Here is a 17,095-nt window from a genome sequence, read left to right on the forward strand (position 1 = left end):
GGAGAACTATTTTGTAATATAAGCGAAAAGAAAGCAGTTTGATGGCAGTTAATGTAGTCCAGTCAGTTGTCCGCAAAAAAAGTAAGCGCTATCAAAAAGGCTTTGTGATGAAGTCTGTCTCGTCAAGAGGGACGTTCGCTTAGATGAAAGATGTAAGGATATAACAATTCAAGAGGAAGGATGAACAAAGATGGCAGAAGAAAAATACAAAAAGCTGCAAGAAATTCTTCAGAAAATGCAATCGGTCGTTGTCGCTTTTTCAGGTGGTGTGGATAGCACCTTCTTGTTAAAAGCCGCCGTTGACACGCTGGGCAAAGAAAATGTGCTCGCAGTTACAGCAGATTCAGAAACGTATCCATCGAGTGAATTAAAAGAAGCACAGGCACTTGCTGCACAAATTGGCGCGTCTCATCTTGTTATCGAAACATCAGAGCTCGCCATTCCAGGCTACACAGAAAACAATCAAAGCCGCTGCTATTTTTGCAAAAGCAGTTTGTTTGACCACTTAATTCCGGTTTTAGAGGATCGAGGTTTTCAAAACATTGTCTACGGGGTCATTGCTGATGATATGAATGAATTTCGGCCGGGCATGAAGGCAGCAAAAGAAAAAGGAATCCGCGGCCCGCTGCAGGAAGCCAATTTGTTTAAGGAAGAAATTCGCCGTTTGTCACAACAGTTTCATCTACCAACCTGGGATAAGCCGTCATTCGCCTGCTTGTCTTCGAGGATTGCTTATGGGGAAGAGATTACAAAAGAAAAGTTAACAAAAGTGGAGAAAGCAGAAGCATACTTAAAGTCACTTTCGATCCGCCAGGTGCGTGTCCGTACGCATGGAGAGATTGCCCGGATTGAAGTAGAGCCTGCCGATATTGCCCTTATACTCGAATATCACGCGGCAATTGACAAACGCCTGAAACAGTTTGGCTATAAATATGTATCACTTGACCTCGCCGGCTACAGGAGCGGCAGTATGAATCAGTCATTAAAGAAGGAAGAAACAGAATGGCTGAAAAGCGTGTAATAAGGCTTTATACAAACAGCAGCGATAGATTTGGCCAGAACAAAATACATAATCAAAAGCTGCTATACACATGACTCAGCATGCACCAGATTGGATATTTCCGGGTAAAGGATGCTGAAATATTCTAGACAAAAGCAGGTGGAAAACGTGATTGATGATATTTTAGCGCGTGTGGAAAGCGGAACATTAACCGCTGCCGAAGCAAAAGAAAAATTGACTTCTTATGAAGATCTCGGTTTTGTAAAAATTGACCATCACCGGTATAAACGGCAGGGAGTTCCGGAGATCATTTTTGGGGAAGGAAAAACAGCTGAACAGATTTTGGCGATTATCAAGTCGTTGAAAGGGCGAGGCCATGAAGTGCTTGCTACGCGTGTTTCCGAGGAAAAAGCAGCGTTTATTTTGAATGAACTGCCGGATCTATCGTATAACGAAATCGCTCAAACATTGTCTTTCGTAACGAAGAAGCCGTCTGGAGAAGGTTTTATCGCCATTATATGTGCGGGAACATCAGACCTGCCAGTCGCAGAAGAAGCAGCGGTTACAGCGGAGACGCTCGGTGTACCGGTACGCCGTTTTTACGATGTGGGCGTGGCGGGGCTTCACCGGCTGCTTGATCATATTAGCGAGATACGCGAGGCAGCTGTTTCGGTCTGTGTCGCCGGCATGGAAGGTGCACTTCCAAGCGTGCTGGGCGGCCTTGTTGAAAATCCGATTATTGCTGTACCGACCAGCATTGGATATGGAGCTAACTTTAATGGATTATCTGCACTGCTGTCGATGCTAAATTCCTGTGCATCCGGAGTAAGTGTGGTAAATATCGATAATGGTTTTGGAGCGGCTTACAACGCGGTGCTCATTCACCGTCTTGCATATAACAACAAAGGAGAAACAACATAACAATACTGTACCTTGACTGTTTTTCAGGGATTAGCGGCGATATGGTTATTGGTGCTCTTTTAGATGCTGGCGCCGATTTTGCTCAAATGGAGGAAGCACTAAAAAAACTGAACATGGAAGGTGAATATACACTTTCAAAAAAAACTGTCAACAAAAATGGCATTACCGCTGTTAAATTTGATGTAGGGCTGAATCAAGAAGAAAAGAATGGTCATCATGATCACGGCCACAGCCATAGCCATGCACATGACCATCATGACCACGGCCATCATGATCACAGTCACAGCCATAGTCACTCACATGATGATCATGACCACAGTCATAGTCACTCACATGATGATCATGACCACAGTCATAGTCATTCGCATGACCATCACCATCACCGTGCGTATAAACAAATCGCAGAAATGATTGAAGCAGCCGGATTCAACAAAGCGGTTACAGATACAGCTCTGTCCATTTTTAAAAAGACCGGCGAAGCGGAGGGAAAGATTCATGGTCTGCCGCTTGAGCGTGTCCATTTTCATGAGGTGGGTGCTGTTGATTCCATCATCGACATCGTTGGGACAGCCATTTTAATGGATCAGCTCGGCATCACCAAAGTTTATTGTTCCCCGATCCCGACTGGAAGCGGCCATATTCACATTGATCATGGGACATATCCGGTTCCTGCACCCGCAACCCTGGAAATCTTAAAAGGTGTCCCTATTGCGCGGACATCCGTTAAAGGCGAGCTTACAACACCGACTGGTGCAGCAATTGCGGCTGTATTAGCTGACTCATTTGGCACAATGCCATCTATGACAGTTGAAAAAATCGGCTATGGTGCCGGTATGAAAACATTTAAAGACCGTCCAAATGTGTTAAGAGTAGTTATTGGAAAGGAATGAACAAGTATGAGCAGTCATCATCCGCCGAATCAAGAGCATAAAGACAGCGGTATGGTCAAATAGGATATACCAGGCGAATGGCTCGGCTATGTGATGGATGTATTATTGGAAGCAGGCGCCAACGATGTATTTTACACACCGATTTACATGAAGAAAAACCGTTCTGGTATGCTTCTTCAAGTTCTTTGTGCTGCCCAGGCGGCGCCCGAAATGGAAGCAATTTTATTTCGTGAAACGACGACTCTCGGCGTTCGTTATTATCCGCTTACTGTCCACCGTCTGGAAAGGCAGTTTATCCAGCTGGAAACGAAATGGGGCCGGTTACGGTTAAATATGGCCTTATGGATGGGAACATTGTGCAGCGTGCTCCAGAGTATGAAGATTGTAAAGCGATTGCTGTGAAATGGAAGGTGCCCATTAAAGGATGTGTATACGGAAGTCTGGAAGCATTTAGAGAGTAAACGGACCTGAATATCCTTGTTTTCAAAGAAAAGATTGATCAATCGCTGGCAAAGAAGAGAAGTCATGACTGTATTTTAAGATAATTACACTTCTTCATGATTAAACAGAAAAACAAGTTGTCAAAATAGTTTAAAAATGTATTGACACCCATTAAATGAGGTAGTTATAATCAGCTTAGGTTATAAATTATAAAACATTGTTCTATAATGTAAAACAAACTTGAAGCTATTTTCTTTCAAGTTATTTTTTACAGTCCCTTTGTAAGCGCTTCAATTTAGTTGGCAGGAAAGGAATAAGCAGAAAACTTTTCTCATCAAATATGAGAACGTAGTTTTATATTATAAAACTACTTACGACGAGAGGTTCCATTAATAAAAAATAAGCCAATACAGGGAGGACAAAATGAAAAAAACGTTTCTTGGTGTGCTAGCTGCTTCTGTGACGAGTGCAATGATTCTTGCAGGATGTAACGGTTCCGAAGAAGCTGCTTCAGGAGGAGGGCAGACAAAAACTATTAAAGTGGCTAACTACTTTGCAGAAGACCATCCACAAAATATCGCATTAAAAGAAAAATTTAAAACGATGGTAGAAGAAGAGAGTGGAGGTCAATTAAAAGTTCAGATTTACGCAAACAGTACGCTGGGAGCTGAAAAAGAATTTTATGACGGTGTCCGAAACGGAACAATCGAAATGGGCATTCCAGGCTTAATTATGCAGGCAGATATTCCAAAGATGGGTGTTCCTGAATGGCCGTTCCTATTTAGAGACTTCGAGCATGTAAAGAAGGTATTAAATGGTCCGATCGGTGAAGAAATAACCGCTGATTTAGAACCGAAACATGGAGTTACTCCACTTGCATGGAGTGCAAATGGATTTAGAATGTTCTCAAGCAACCGCACGATCAAAAGCATGGAAGATTTTGACGGACTTCGTCTCAGAATGCCGAACATTCCAAACTATATTAAATTAGGTGAATCGCTTGGGGCAAACGTAAGTCCATTGCCTATTTCTGAAGTATTTACAGCGCTTGAGCAAAATGTAGTAGATGCTCAAGACAATCCAATCGCTACCTTGAGAAATTCAGCATACTACGAAGTTCAAACAGATGTATTGGAATCAAAGCATATGTTCAGCCCAAATATTTATATTGTTAACACCAAATTCTTTAATGGGTTAACAAAAGAACAGCAGGATATTATTCAAAATGCTGCCAAAGAAGCTGCTGAATATGAGTTTGACTTGCTGGAAAAAAGCTATGAAGAAGATAAAAAGTTCCTTGAGGAAAATGGCATAAAATTCACAACGCCGGATGAAAAGTTTGCAAAAGAAATGGAAGAAGCAGCGAAGCCTGTATACGATGATGTTTTCAAAGAAAATGAGTGGGCAGAAGAGCTGGTTGAAAAAATTAAAGCAGAATAAGTAAGCGCTTTAATAAGGAGAGTGAAGAAATAAGATGAATAAACTATCAAGGTCCCTAGAAAACACTTTGAACATTATCATGGCTCTTGCTCTAGCAGTGATGGTCGTTCTCGTATTCGGTAACGTAGTTCTTCGCTACCTTTTCAATTCAGGTATTACCTGGTCAGAAGAAATGTCACGGTACCTTTTTATTTGGCTGACGTTTCTCGGTGCCATTGGTGCCTTTAAAAACAAAGAACATTTGGGCGTAGATATGCTGATTAAGCGGCTTCCTAATAAGATGAAAAGAGTTGTACTTGTGATCAGCGATTTACTGATATTAGCCGTCCTTTTCCTTGTCCTCGATGGCAGCTGGAAGATGACGATGATTAACATTGACAGTAAGGCGCCAGCTACAGGCCTGCCGCTGGCTTTTGTATATGGGACAGGCATTTTAGTCAGCATTTCTATGGGAGTCATGACTATTCAAAACCTGTATCAAGTGGTGTTTAACAAAATCAAAGATGAGGATTTAGTTAAGATTAGTGATTCGGAAGAACTGATTTCTCTTCACGAAGATGAATTTGTGACAGACGACATCATGATAAGCAAGGAGGAGAAAAAGGCATGATCGGTGTATTTGTCGGATCTTTACTCGGTGCAATGGCATTAGGAATGCCGATTGCCTTTGCCTTGCTCGTAAGCAGCGTTATCTTAATGTACGCCCTTGGTATTTTTGACAGCCAGATTATCGCGCAGAACCTCATCAGCGGCGCGGATAACTTTCCTCTGATGGCAATTCCGTTTTTTATGCTGGCGGGAGAGTTAATGAATCAAGGAGGGCTGTCGCGGCGGATCGTTGAAATGGCCATGACACTGGTCGGCCACATCCGTGGGGGCCTTGGCTATGTGGCTATCATTGCGGCTTTATTATTTGCCAGTATCTCTGGTTCAGCTGTAGCCGATACGGCAGCTCTTGGTGCCGTCTTAATTCCGATTATGGCTAAAGCCGGCTATAATGTGAATCGTTCAAGCGGACTGATTGCCACAGGGGGAATTATTGCCCCGGTCCTGCCGCCAAGTATTGGTTTTATCATTTTCGGTGTGGCAAGCGGTGTGTCGATTACCCAGCTTTTTATGGCCGGAATTGTGCCGGGCCTGTTAATGGCTCTTGGACTGGTGATTACATGGGCGATTGTGGCCCGCAAGGATAAGGTAGAAGTGCAGCCCCGCGCATCCGCTAAAGAGATGCTTGCTGCTGTTCGTCATGGAATCTGGGCTTTGCTCCTTCCGGTTATTATTATTGCAGGATTGAAATTTGGGATTTTTACACCGACGGAAGCGGCGGTTGTAGCGGCTGTATATGCACTATTTGTCGGTCTTGTTATATACCGTGAATTGAAAGTGAAAGACTTATTCAACGTATTTGTTCATGCAGGCAAGATGACCAGTGTCGTCATGTTTCTTGTGGCAGCCGCACTCGTTTCCTCCTGGCTGATCACGGTGGCTAACCTGCCTGGCGCAGTCATTGGAATGCTAGAGCCATTCCTGGACAAACCGCTCCTTCTGCTCATTATGATTAACCTGCTGGTCATCGTAGTTGGAACCGCTATGGATATGACGCCGACGATCCTGATTCTAACACCTGTTTTAATGCCGATTATTGACGCAGCGGGCATTGATCCTGTTTACTTCGGTGTCCTGTTCATTCTGAACAACGCGATTGGGCTGCTTACGCCTCCAGTTGGAACGGTCTTAAATGTCATGTGCGGAATAAGTAAAATCAGTTTAGAAGATTTGATGAAAGGCATCTGGCCTTTCCTGCTTGTAGAAGTCATTATCTTAATTTTGTTAATTTTGTTCCCTTCATTGGTACTGGTTCCTCTTGAGTGGTTTACATCCTAGGAGAGAGAAACTGAGAATCGAGTTTAGATACTGGTATGAACAACAGTTTAGGAGGAATGAGGATGAATACTTGGCTGAAACGTTTGGCAGCTGGCGTGGTACTGCCGGGAGTTTTACTATTGGGGGCCTGCGGCAATGATGGAGGCGGCACAACCAAGACTGGAAGCGCTTCAACAGAAGGCGTTCAGGTAAGAACAATCAAAGCAGGGATTGGAAATAGTGAAACACATCCGCAGGGACAGGGAATGGTCAAATTCAAAGAACTAGTTGAAGAAAAAAGCGGCGGAAAAATGAAGGTCCAAAACTTTTTTGATGCCACGCTCGGTGATGACCAAAAAATGACAGAAGCACTTCAGGCCGGCATGCAGGAGGTAACGGTGCCATCCACTTCACCGCTTGTCGGAACGATCAAGGAATTCGGGATTTATGACTTCCCATTTGTTTTTAACAGTGAAGAAGAAGCGTATGCAGTTCTTGACGGTGCAGTCGGCCAAAAGCTTTTAGATAAATTGCCGGAGCATGATCTGGTTGGTCTTGGTTACTGGGAAAACGGCTTCCGGAATTTAACAAATAGCAAACACCCAGTGGAAACAGCTGCTGATTTTAAAGGCCTCAAAATTCGCACCATGCAAAATGAAGTGCATTTAGATGCTTTTTCAAAATTAGGAGCGAATCCATCACCGATGGCTTTCTCTGAAGTGTTTACGGCGCTGGAAACAGGCACTGTAGACGGCCAGGAAAATCCGCTCGCAACGATCCAAACACAAAAGTACTTTGAAGTACAAGACTACTTGAGCATTACAAAACACGTTTACACACCGTTTGTTTTCCTTGTCAGCAAAAAGTTCTGGGATGGCTTGTCGGAAGAAGAACAAAAGATTATGAGCGAGGCAGCACAAGAAGCGGGCAAGTATCAGCGTGAATTGAATCAAAAAGAAAATGAAAAAGCACTAAAAACTTTAAAAGAAGAAGGAATGAAAATCAACGAGGTAACACCAGAGGAAATGGAAAAAATGAAAGAAATCATTCAGCCGGTAACAGACGAATATGCGAAAAAGTTTGGTGCTGATCTTGTAGAAGAAATGATGGCCGAAGTTGAAAAAGTGCGCGGCAATTAATCCGGTGCTTCAGTAAGGAGATCAAATAATGGATATTATTGAGGAGCTTTTACGAGACATCCAATTACCAAAAATGGTGAAAGTAAGACAGAAATTTCATGCACCTGAACTCGCTGATACAGCGGGTGAGGTGCATGAAGCCATAAAGAAAGCGGATGTTTTATCAAGGATTTCAAAAGGAGATCGTGTAGCCATTGCTGTCGGCAGCAGAGGTGTCGCGGATCTTCCTATACTCGTCAGAGAAACGGCAGCCGCTGTGAAAAAAGCAGGCGGAGAGCCGTTTATCGTACCTGCAATGGGGAGCCATGGAGGAGCGACAGCGGAAGGACAAGTGGATGTGCTGCTTCAATTAGGGGTCACAGAAGCAGCAGTTGGAGCACCTGTAGAATCTTCAATGGAAGTAGAAAAGCTTGGCGAATTGCCTAATGGGCTTCCGGTTTATATGGACAAGCTTGCTTTTGAAGCTGACAAGATTATCGTGATCAACAGAATCAAGCCGCATACTGCTTTTCGCGGGCCTGTGGAAAGCGGCTTAATGAAAATGATTACAATCGGTCTTGGAAAGCAAAAAGGAGCCGAAGCTGCGCATGCATACAGCTTTAAATACATGGCTGAGCATGTTCCGGAAATGGCGAAAATCTCTTTGGCAAAAGCACCGATCATTTTCGGTTTAGCCACATTGGAAAATGCTTATGACAGGCCGGCCAAAATCGTCGCAGTCCCGGCAGAAGATTTGGAACAAGCAGAGCCGGATTTGCTGCAGGAAGCCAAATCACTTATGCCGAAAATTCACTTCGATAAGTTTGATGTACTTGTAGTAAATGAGCTTGGCAAAGACATTTCAGGTGATGGAATGGATCCGAATATTACTGGAAATTTCGCCACGCCATATGCATCAGGCGGACCCGATATAGCACGGACTGTCGTTCTCGGATTAACGGAGAAAACGCATGGCAATGCCAACGGAATCGGGATGGCCCATATGACAACAAAAGAAGTCGTTGATCAAATTGCCTGGGAAAAAGGGTATGCCAATGCCCTTACCAGTACTGTTATTGAAGTAATTAAGCTGCCTATGGTGTTAGCAACGAAAGAGCTGGCGGTAAAAGCAGCGATCAAAACCTGCAATGCCTTTGATTTATCGAAAGTGCGGCTTGTCCGGATTCAAAATACGTTAGAAATCGGCGAAATATGGATTTCAGAAAGCATGATTGAGGAAGCGGAACAAAATCCCAACCTGGAAATCATCTCATCGTTGGATCCGCTTTTACTTTAAAAAAGGAGGAGTACGCGTATGACTCACTTATATCCATTGATTGAAAATGACATTAACCCATATCGGGATAATGTGCAGGGAAAAGCAAACGAACCGATTACAGTCGCCGGGCTGCTTGATCGGTCAAAGCAGGTGCTTGGTTCTACATACGAAGGAGGAAAACCGGACTGGACGCTGGAAGAAATTTATATGCGTTTAGAAAGAAACGCTCCACGCATCGCGATTATTGGCGGTTCGTCTGATCACCCGGCTCACATTATGGATTATCAAACATCAGCGAGAGCAGCGATTCGCATTTGGCAAAACGGCGGTGTGCCATTTTATTTTTCAACACCGGTTATGTGTGATGGAACAGCTCAAAGCAATCAAGGGATGAGTTATTCTCTGCAAAGCCGGAACGCGGTTGCCCAGATGGTTGTTAATCAGCTTGAAGCCCACAGTTATCATGGTGCATTCGTGATCCAGGGGTGTGATAAGCAGCCACTTGGAGTGGTCAGCGCATTAGCCCACGTTGACCGCATCCGCCGTGAGCGTGGAGAAGCCCCATTTTTTGCTACCTTTGCACCAGCTCATGTGTTAGAAGGAGGTTCTATTCCAGATGATGTAATAGTAGAGCTTGAAAATTTAGCAAGAAAAGCGGAAGCAGAGGGAGCGGCGGATGTTGCACTCGATTTGCGCGATACAATGGCCTACATTCTGCAATGCTCGTCCAATACGGCTTTTCAAGGTGTATTCGAGCGGGCGTATGAACGGGGAATTTTAACGAAAGAGCAGCATAAGTATTTTGAAATGCGGCTCGCAGTCGCAACATGTGATGGGCAGGGCGGTGTCTGTGCTTTTAACGGAACAGGCAACAGCTCACGGCACTTAGTAGCAGGATTGGGCCTTGTTCATCCGGCAGTAGAATTGTTAACTGATCCGCCGACGCAGCGCCAAATTAACTCGGTTCTCGATAGCTTTGCCCACATGATTAACAAAGAAGAATACGGCGTAGCCAACATTGTCGGTACCAACATAAAAAATGCGATCCGCATTCACAGCGCTTCCGGCGGCTCGACAAACTTAATGATGCATATGGTTGCAGGCATGCTGTATGCGGGCTATAAGTTCAGCCTCTGGGATTTAGATCGCATTCATCATGAGCATCCAATTCCTGATTTGTTTGATTACAGCCTGACAGAAGGACGGGACATTTATTCACTTGCTATGCAGTGCTGCAGCGGGACAAGCAGAGGAATGGAAACATTATTTTATGAATTGCTTGAGCATGGTGTGCCGATGGATCAGGATGCCCCGACTGTCGCCGCCAAAACGTGGCGGGAGCGGCTGGTGATTACCCGCAGTCTGCAGGCAGCCAATGTGAAAGAAAACCCGGTCATTTTGTCGACACCGCGCCGCAGCTTCAGCGGGGTGGATGTGCTGCAAGGCAACTTCTTTGAGAGCGCCGTTGTAAAGATCAGCGGAATGTCGACGCCACAGCTTGATTTGTTTGATGATAAGCTCGCTTTTGTGCTCTACTATGAAAACGAAGATGATGCGAATAAAAGCCTGCTTGATACAGAGCTTTTGTCTACCATCCGCGACCAGCAGTTATTCGCTCATGATCGGCTGATTGCTTCCTTGAAGTATAATAGCAAAGAAAATTGGCAGGATCATCACGACAAGCCATATGACGAGCTGTTTGATTATATGGCAGAAGAAGGAATCTTAAAAATCAGCGTTATCATTGCCGGACAGGGACCAGTCGCATTCGGGATGCCGGAAATGTTTACGCCAATGCAGCACATCAATGCAAACCGCGTCATGAAAAAACTGGCTACTATTATAAGTGACGGCCGGTATTCAGGTGTCACTTACGGGGCGGCAATTGGGCATATGACGCCTGAAGCATATGAAGGCGGCGGGATTGGCTTTTTGCAGACGGGTGATATTGTTCACCTGCAGCTTCGCAAAAGACGCATTGACTTTGTTCAGGTGGACAAGCTGTTACAAGGTGAAATTGTCCACTCATTTGAGGAAGAACTAAAACAGCAGCGGGCAAGCTTAGCGGCAGAGAGAAAACAGCGCATGAAACTAAGACAGAAAATGGTTGCGGCCAGCAATCGAATGTATGGCCACACCGATGCCGCAAACGGCGTTGTACCTCTTGCAGTAGTGGAAGATGCAGTTCACGATTACGAGAAAGATATTCTGCTGTTTGAACAAACACAAGCGGCGAAGTAAAAAGTGCGGGCTCGTCAAAAATCCGGTAAACTAAAACAAACAACAACGGGAGTGAGCAAGATGCCTATTATCCAGTCAGTGGAGAGAGCATTGAAAATATTGGATTTATTTGACGAGCGCGATCGCGAGTTAACAATTACAGAAATCAGCAAAAGAATGAACCTGCATAAAAGCACTGTTCATTCCTTACTGAAAACGCTTCAAGTACAGCGTTATATTAAGCAGGATGAAGAAACAGGAAAGTATTCGCTAGGTTTAAAGCTTTTTGAGCGAGGCAGCTTAGTCATTGGACACTTGGATGTAAGAAATGTTGCCAGAAAGCATCTGGAAGAACTTTCAGCAGCAACAAATTTGGCGGTTCATCTTGTGGTACTGGACGGACAAGAGGGCGTTTATATCGACAAAGTAGAAGGCAGCGGCGTAACCGTCCTATACTCGAAAGTCGGGCGGAGAGTCCCGCTTCACACGAGTGCAGTCGGCAAAACACTTGTTGCGACAAAATCAGACGAAGAGCTGAATCAGCTGCTTGAAGGCTATAAATATACAACACCGACGGAAAAATCGATCCGGTCCAAAGAAGAATTTTTATCTGTTATTGAGCAGGCCCGGATTGCTGGTTATTCAGTAGACAATGAAGAAAACGAGCCGGGTATCTTTTGTATGGCGGTTCCAGTCAAAGATTACTCAGGAAAAGTCATTGCCGCTATTTCCATGTCGATGCCTTCTTCCAAAATGAAAGAGGAAGTGCAGGGAAAATATGTGGAAATGTTAAAAGGATGTGCCTCAAAAATTTCTCAAGCGCTTGGCTATGAATATCAAAAAATATAAACAGTGATGGTTCATCACATAGGAGGATATAACAATGAGAGTTATTCGCTATATGAATGGAAATCAAAAACAGCTGGCTGTTGTGACCGAAGAAAACCAAGCAGTGGATTTGCCATACGCAGACTTTATGGCACTTGTGGCCACTGCTCGTTCAAATGATAAAACAGTATTTGATATTGTAAAACAGTTGAGTTTGGAAGGAGAAGGAAAAGCAATCGATTCACTTGTTCTGACCACACCAATCGATGCCCCGGAAGTATGGGCTTCGGGTGTCACATATAAAAAAAGCAAAGAAGCACGTAATTACGAAGCGACACAAGGAAAGCTTGACCGCGAAACGTTTTACGACAAAGTGTATGATGCAGAGCGGCCGGAGATTTTTTTCAAATCAACGGCTGCCCGTACAGTCGGACCGAACGATCCAGTGTACCTTCGTTCAGATTCTAATTGGCAGATCCCAGAGCCGGAGCTGGGCCTGGTAATCGATAAAGAAGGAATCGTACTCGGCTATACGGTTGGCAATGATATGAGCTGCCGTGACATAGAAGGAGAAAATCCTCTCTATTTGCCGCAAGCAAAAATGTGGAAAAACTCCTGCTCGATCGGACCGGCAATTTTATTAAAAGAAGCTGTGAAAGACCCATATGAATTGCAAATTATTTGCAGAATTTTTAGAAACAATGAAAAAGTATTTGAAGGCTCTGCTCACGTAAACCAGCTGAAGAGAACCTTGGATGAACTCGTTCAATATTTAGTGCGGGATAACGAGGTATTCGATGGAACGGTTCTTTTGACAGGCACATGTGTGGTGCCGCCAAATGAGTTTACGCTGCAGGACCAGGATCAAATCGAAATTGAAATTCCAGGTATCGGCGTTTTGAGCAACCCGGTGAAGCAAAGTGAAACAGCGGTCCAAGTAAACTAAAGAGGTGTCGGCATGAGCGGATATAAAACGTTATATTTGAGCAGCAAAGACAGTGTGGCAGTTGCGCTCGACGAGATCCCCGCCCATACAGAGGTAACCGTGAAGGTGGATGGCGAAGAACGCTTCCTGACTCTTACAGAGCCGATCCGGTTTGGCCATAAATTTGCGGTCAAACCAATCCGGCAGGGGGAGGACATTATCAAATACGGGGAGGTCATCGGAGCAGCCGTGACCGATATTCCGGCAGGCGCCCATGTTCACGTACACAATTTGGAAGGAAAACGGGGAAGAGGTGACAAAATTGCCAACTGAAAAAATGCATTTTTGGGGATACCGGCGTCCAGATGGACGCGTCGGTGTCCGCAATCATGTACTCATTTTACCGACGATTACATGCGCAACACAGACCGCTCAGCGTGTAACGGAACTTGTCAGCGGAACCGTGACTTTCATTCATCAGCACGGCTGCGCCCAGGTGGGAACCGACTACGATCAAACAGCTAGAACGTATGCGGGCATGGGCATGAATCCAAATGTATACGGTGTCATTGTGCTTGGTCTTGGCTGCGAAACCCATCAGGCTCACCGGATCGGCGATGAAATTGCAAAATGCGGCAAGCCGGTCCAAACGGTTTCGATCCAGGAGCATGGCGGCACACTTCAAACCATTGCGGAAGTCGCCAAAATTGCGGTAAAGATGGTACAGGATGCCTCTATGGTCCAGCGTGAACTGTGCGATTTTAGTGAGCTGATAATCGGAACGGAATGCGGAGGCTCAGATGCATGCTCGGGCCTTTCAGCGAACCCGGCTGTCGGGCGCACAAGCGATATGATTGTAGAGCAGGGCGGAACGGCCATCCTCGCGGAGACAACAGAATTAATTGGTGCGGAGCACTTGCTTGCAAACCGGGCAGCGAATGACCAGGTAGCGAAAAAAGCGTATGCCGTCATTAAAATGATGGAAAACCGCTCTATTGAGATGGGCGTAGACATTCGAACAGGAAATCCAAGTCCCGGCAACATTGAAGGGGGCCTGAGCTCTTTAGAAGAAAAGTCACTGGGTGCCTCAACAAAGTCAGGCACCACCAGGCTGGAGGAAGTCATTGACTATGCGGAGCAGCCAACGAAAAAAGGGCTTGTCTGGATGGATACACCGGGCCATGACATCGAACAGCTTACCGGGATGGTAGCAGGCGGCGCCCAAATTGTTTTGTTTACGAGCGGGCGCGGAACCCCAACCGGCTCGCCCATTGCCCCGGTTATTAAAATTTCAACCAATACTCCTATGTTTGAACGAATGAATGAAAATATGGATTTAAATGCCGGCACGATTGTAGATGGACAGGAAACTGTCGCCCAGGTGGGCACACGGATTATGGATGAAATTCAAGCTGTATCAAATGGAAAGCTGACAAAGTCAGAAATCCTGAAGCAGCATGATTTCGGTATTTGGCGCATTGGACCAACATTTTAACTTAAAGGAGAGCGAAACGATGACACTCACTACATTTGAAACAAAAACCTATCAAAACTTCATTAATAATGAATGGACAGCCAGTTCTTCCGATGAAACGATTGAAAGCATAAATCCGGCAACAAAAGAAGTTGTAGGGCTCGTGCAAAAGTCAACAGAAGAAGATTTGAATAAAGCGGTTGAAGCAGCACACCAGGCAAAAAAAGCATGGCGGCGGATCGGCCAGGCAGCACGTGGACAGTTTTTATTTAAAGCTGCCAATATTTTAGAAGAAAACCTGGATCATATCGCGGAAACAATGACACGTGAAATGGGCAAGACCCTTCCAGAAGCAAAAGGAGAAACAGCGCGCGGCATAGCTATTTTGCGTTATTATGCGGGCGAAGGAATGAGAAAAGAAGGAGATGTTATACCTTCATCAGATAAAGATGCGCTTATGTTTACAAAGCGTACGCCGCTCGGCGTGGTTGGAGTGATTACACCTTGGAACTTCCCAGTCGCGATTCCGATTTGGAAATTTGCACCGGCCCTTGTGTATGGAAACACAATTGTCTGGAAGCCGGCAACTGAAGGCGCAGTAACAGCAGCGAAAGTTGCCGAGTGTTTTGTGGAGGCAGGATTGCCGGAAGGTGTTTTTAATTTTATTACCGGTTCGGGCTCAGTCATTGGGCAGGGGCTGATTGACCATCCTCTTTTAAATGCCATCACGTTTACAGGTTCGGAAAATGTCGGACAGAACGTGGCCAAATCAGCGGCTGCCCGCGGCATTAAGTTCCAGCTTGAAATGGGCGGGAAAAACCCGGTTATTGTTACGAAAGACGCTAACATCGATCAGGCAGTAGAAGCTGTGATCAGCGGCGGTTTCCGCTCTTCGGGCCAGAAATGCACAGCGTCGAGCCGTGTGATTATAGAGGAAGCGGTCTACGACGAATTTAAAGAAAAGCTTGTGGCAGCAGCTGAAAAAATTACCGTTGGAAACGGCCTGCAAGAAGGGATCTGGATGGGGCCGTGTGCAAGTGAAAGCCAATTTAATACCGTAACAGAAAGCATCGAAAAAGGCCGTCAGGAAGGAGCCGCATTAATTCATGGCGGTGAAGTGCTGACAGGCGGCGAGTATGATAATGGATTTTTCGTGACACCGGCCATTTTTGAAAATGTAACAACAAATATGGCGATCGCGCAGGAAGAGATCTTTGGACCAGTCGTTGCCCTTATTAAAGCAGCTGATCTTGAAGAAGCCATTGAAATGGCGAACGATACAAAATATGGGTTGAGTGCTTCCATTTTCACATCAAATATCAGCTCTCTCCTTGAATTTATTGATGAAATCGAAGCAGGCCTCGTACGTATTAACGCAGAAAGCGCTGGTGTGGAGCTTCAGGCGCCATTCGGCGGCATGAAAGCGTCAAGCTCAGGGTCGCGTGAGCAGGGTGAAGCAGCGAAAGAATTTTTTACAGCCATTAAAACCGTGTTCATCAAAGGATCGTAATCCACTTTCCCGATGAAGGAGATGCAAAATGAAAATTACAAACCTTTCATTATATAAAGTGCCGCCGAGATGGCTGTTTTTAAAAATTGAAACGGATGAAGGGATTTCCGGCTGGGGAGAGCCTGTTGTAGAAGGACGTGCGGAAACGGTCAGAGCAGCGGTGGAAGAACTCTCAAGCCTGCTGATCGGCCGCAATCCGAATGAAATTGAAGATTTATGGCAGACGATGTACCGCGGTGGTTTTTACCGCGGCGGCCCCATCTTAATGAGTGCCATCTCAGGTATTGAGCAGGCGCTTTGGGATATTAAAGGGAAGTATTACAACATCCCTGTGTATGAAATGCTTGGCGGTAAAGCGCGTCAAAAGATCAAAGTCTATTCATGGATCGGTGGAGACCGGCCGGCAGACGTTGCGGCAGCGGCGATCGAAAAGCAAAAGCAAGGGTTTCAAGCGGTGAAAATGAATGCTTCCGAAGAAATGAATTACATCGACAGTTTTTCTAAGGTGGAGAAAGTGATCGAGCGAGTCGCATCAATTCGCGAAGCGCTTGGCAAAGACTTTGGCATCGGTGTTGATTTTCACGGACGTATTCATAAAACGATGGCGAAAACCCTTGTGAAAGAGCTGGAACCGTACCGCCCGATGTTTATTGAGGAGCCGGTGCTGCCGGAAAACAATGAAGCGCTTCGTGACATTGCGCTTCATACAACATGCCCAATTGCGACAGGTGAGCGTATGTATACGAGGTGGGGCTTTAAGCAGCTGCTCCAGGACGGGTATGTCGATATTATTCAGCCGGATTTATCTCATACAGGCGGTATTTTAGAAGGGAAAAAGATTGCGGCGATGGCAGAAGCGTACGATGTGGCAGTTGCGCCGCATTGTCCGCTTGGTCCAATGACACTTGCCTCATCTATTCATTTGGACGCATCGACGCCGAATTGTATTATTCAAGAGCAAAGCCTCGGTATTCATTACAATGAGGGCATGGATATCTTAGACTATATAACCAATCCGGACGTTTTTCATTATGAAAACGGATATGTCAGCATCTCAGATGAACCGGGTCTTGGCATTCATATTAATGAAGAAAAAGTAAAAGAAGCGGCAAAAATCGGCCACGATTGGAAAAATCCGATCTGGCGCCATGAAGATGGCAGCATAGCGGAATGGTAAAGGAGGAGC

At 45.3% G+C, this 17,095-nt stretch carries 16 protein-coding genes; all 16 read left to right on the forward strand.

Annotated elements, in window-relative coordinates; translation table 11 throughout:
- The first annotated feature begins 190 nt into the window (after window positions 1-190).
- The 16 genes from larE (at window position 191) to dgoD (ending at window position 17,086) form a co-directional block, all read left to right on the forward strand.
- Window positions 191-1,021 (forward strand): ATP-dependent sacrificial sulfur transferase LarE, encoded by an 831-nt coding sequence (gene larE / locus L2D08_RS20950; RefSeq protein WP_242236901.1) that lies wholly within the window; start codon window positions 191-193, stop codon window positions 1,019-1,021.
- Between the two features lie 147 nt (window positions 1,022-1,168).
- On the forward strand, window positions 1,169-1,921 hold the full coding sequence (gene larB, locus L2D08_RS20955; RefSeq protein WP_242236903.1) for a nickel pincer cofactor biosynthesis protein LarB: 753 nt from the start codon (window positions 1,169-1,171) through the stop codon (window positions 1,919-1,921).
- 41 nt (window positions 1,922-1,962) lie between these two features.
- Window positions 1,963-2,811 (forward strand): nickel pincer cofactor biosynthesis protein LarC, encoded by an 849-nt coding sequence (gene larC, locus L2D08_RS24705; RefSeq protein WP_483863885.1) that lies wholly within the window; start codon window positions 1,963-1,965, stop codon window positions 2,809-2,811.
- Between the two features lie 66 nt (window positions 2,812-2,877).
- Window positions 2,878-3,213 (forward strand): nickel pincer cofactor biosynthesis protein LarC2, encoded by a 336-nt coding sequence (gene larC2, locus L2D08_RS24710; protein ID WP_483863886.1) that lies wholly within the window; start codon window positions 2,878-2,880, stop codon window positions 3,211-3,213.
- Window positions 3,214-3,675: 462 nt separating this feature from the next.
- A complete protein-coding gene (locus tag L2D08_RS20965) occupies window positions 3,676-4,692 on the forward strand; it encodes a TRAP transporter substrate-binding protein (protein WP_242236905.1) in 1,017 nt (338 codons plus the stop codon).
- A 34-nt stretch (window positions 4,693-4,726) separates the two neighbouring features.
- Entirely contained in the window at window positions 4,727-5,302 is a 576-nt protein-coding gene (locus L2D08_RS20970) for a TRAP transporter small permease (protein WP_242236907.1), read from the forward strand.
- Window positions 5,299-6,576, forward strand: a complete 1,278-nt coding sequence (locus L2D08_RS20975) for a TRAP transporter large permease subunit (protein WP_242236909.1) — start codon at window positions 5,299-5,301, stop codon at window positions 6,574-6,576. The genes L2D08_RS20970 and L2D08_RS20975 overlap by 4 nt, the downstream gene beginning before the upstream one ends.
- A gap of 56 nt (window positions 6,577-6,632) precedes the next feature.
- Entirely contained in the window at window positions 6,633-7,694 is a 1,062-nt protein-coding gene (locus tag L2D08_RS20980; RefSeq protein WP_242236910.1) for a TRAP transporter substrate-binding protein, read from the forward strand.
- Between the two features lie 28 nt (window positions 7,695-7,722).
- Window positions 7,723-8,970: a nickel pincer cofactor-dependent isomerase, group 22 gene (locus tag L2D08_RS20985; protein ID WP_242236913.1), complete on the forward strand. Its 1,248-nt coding sequence runs from the start codon at window positions 7,723-7,725 to the stop codon at window positions 8,968-8,970.
- A gap of 18 nt (window positions 8,971-8,988) precedes the next feature.
- Window positions 8,989-11,193 carry a dihydroxy-acid dehydratase domain-containing protein gene (locus L2D08_RS20990; protein WP_242236916.1) on the forward strand — a complete coding sequence of 735 codons (2,205 nt, stop codon included), beginning with the start codon at window positions 8,989-8,991 and terminating at the stop codon, window positions 11,191-11,193.
- A 60-nt stretch (window positions 11,194-11,253) separates the two neighbouring features.
- Window positions 11,254-12,021, forward strand: a complete 768-nt coding sequence (locus L2D08_RS20995; RefSeq protein ID WP_242236919.1) for an IclR family transcriptional regulator — start codon at window positions 11,254-11,256, stop codon at window positions 12,019-12,021.
- Between the two features lie 34 nt (window positions 12,022-12,055).
- Entirely contained in the window at window positions 12,056-12,946 is an 891-nt protein-coding gene (locus tag L2D08_RS21000) for a fumarylacetoacetate hydrolase family protein (RefSeq protein WP_242236921.1), read from the forward strand.
- Between the two features lie 12 nt (window positions 12,947-12,958).
- The gene (locus tag L2D08_RS21005) at window positions 12,959-13,258 is read left to right on the forward strand and encodes a UxaA family hydrolase (protein ID WP_242236924.1); all 300 of its coding nucleotides are present in this window, start codon (window positions 12,959-12,961) and stop codon (window positions 13,256-13,258) included.
- Between the two features lie 4 nt (window positions 13,259-13,262).
- Complete coding sequence (locus tag L2D08_RS21010) at window positions 13,263-14,420, forward strand: UxaA family hydrolase (protein ID WP_242236966.1); 1,158 nt, start codon at window positions 13,263-13,265, stop codon at window positions 14,418-14,420.
- A gap of 19 nt (window positions 14,421-14,439) precedes the next feature.
- Entirely contained in the window at window positions 14,440-15,909 is a 1,470-nt protein-coding gene (gene gucD / locus L2D08_RS21015) for an alpha-ketoglutaric semialdehyde dehydrogenase GucD (protein ID WP_242236926.1), read from the forward strand.
- 28 nt (window positions 15,910-15,937) lie between these two features.
- Complete coding sequence (gene dgoD / locus L2D08_RS21020; protein WP_242236928.1) at window positions 15,938-17,086, forward strand: galactonate dehydratase; 1,149 nt, start codon at window positions 15,938-15,940, stop codon at window positions 17,084-17,086.
- Window positions 17,087-17,095 lie beyond the last annotated feature (9 nt).

Source organism: Domibacillus sp. PGB-M46 (assembly GCF_022668875.1).
Taxonomy (GTDB): Bacteria; Bacillota; Bacilli; order Bacillales; family Domibacillaceae; genus Domibacillus.

What these genes read in the sequence shown, in the direction of transcription:
- L2D08_RS20965 (WP_242236905.1), top strand. Translation starts at nt 3,676, where the DNA reads ATGAAAAAAACGTTTCTTGGTGTGCTAGCTGCTTCTGTGACGAGTGCA.
- L2D08_RS20990 (WP_242236916.1), top strand. Translation starts at nt 8,989, where the DNA reads ATGACTCACTTATATCCATTGATTGAAAATGACATTAACCCATATCGG.
- dgoD (WP_242236928.1), top strand. Translation starts at nt 15,938, where the DNA reads ATGAAAATTACAAACCTTTCATTATATAAAGTGCCGCCGAGATGGCTG.
- L2D08_RS20995 (WP_242236919.1), top strand. Translation starts at nt 11,254, where the DNA reads ATGCCTATTATCCAGTCAGTGGAGAGAGCATTGAAAATATTGGATTTA.
- L2D08_RS20975 (WP_242236909.1), top strand. Translation starts at nt 5,299, where the DNA reads ATGATCGGTGTATTTGTCGGATCTTTACTCGGTGCAATGGCATTAGGA.
- L2D08_RS21005 (WP_242236924.1), top strand. Translation starts at nt 12,959, where the DNA reads ATGAGCGGATATAAAACGTTATATTTGAGCAGCAAAGACAGTGTGGCA.
- larE (WP_242236901.1), top strand. Translation starts at nt 191, where the DNA reads ATGGCAGAAGAAAAATACAAAAAGCTGCAAGAAATTCTTCAGAAAATG.
- gucD (WP_242236926.1), top strand. Translation starts at nt 14,440, where the DNA reads ATGACACTCACTACATTTGAAACAAAAACCTATCAAAACTTCATTAAT.
- L2D08_RS20985 (WP_242236913.1), top strand. Translation starts at nt 7,723, where the DNA reads ATGGATATTATTGAGGAGCTTTTACGAGACATCCAATTACCAAAAATG.
- L2D08_RS21010 (WP_242236966.1), top strand. Translation starts at nt 13,263, where the DNA reads ATGCATTTTTGGGGATACCGGCGTCCAGATGGACGCGTCGGTGTCCGC.
- L2D08_RS20970 (WP_242236907.1), top strand. Translation starts at nt 4,727, where the DNA reads ATGAATAAACTATCAAGGTCCCTAGAAAACACTTTGAACATTATCATG.
- L2D08_RS20980 (WP_242236910.1), top strand. Translation starts at nt 6,633, where the DNA reads ATGAGGATGAATACTTGGCTGAAACGTTTGGCAGCTGGCGTGGTACTG.
- larC (WP_483863885.1), top strand. Translation starts at nt 1,963, where the DNA reads ATGGTTATTGGTGCTCTTTTAGATGCTGGCGCCGATTTTGCTCAAATG.
- L2D08_RS21000 (WP_242236921.1), top strand. Translation starts at nt 12,056, where the DNA reads ATGAGAGTTATTCGCTATATGAATGGAAATCAAAAACAGCTGGCTGTT.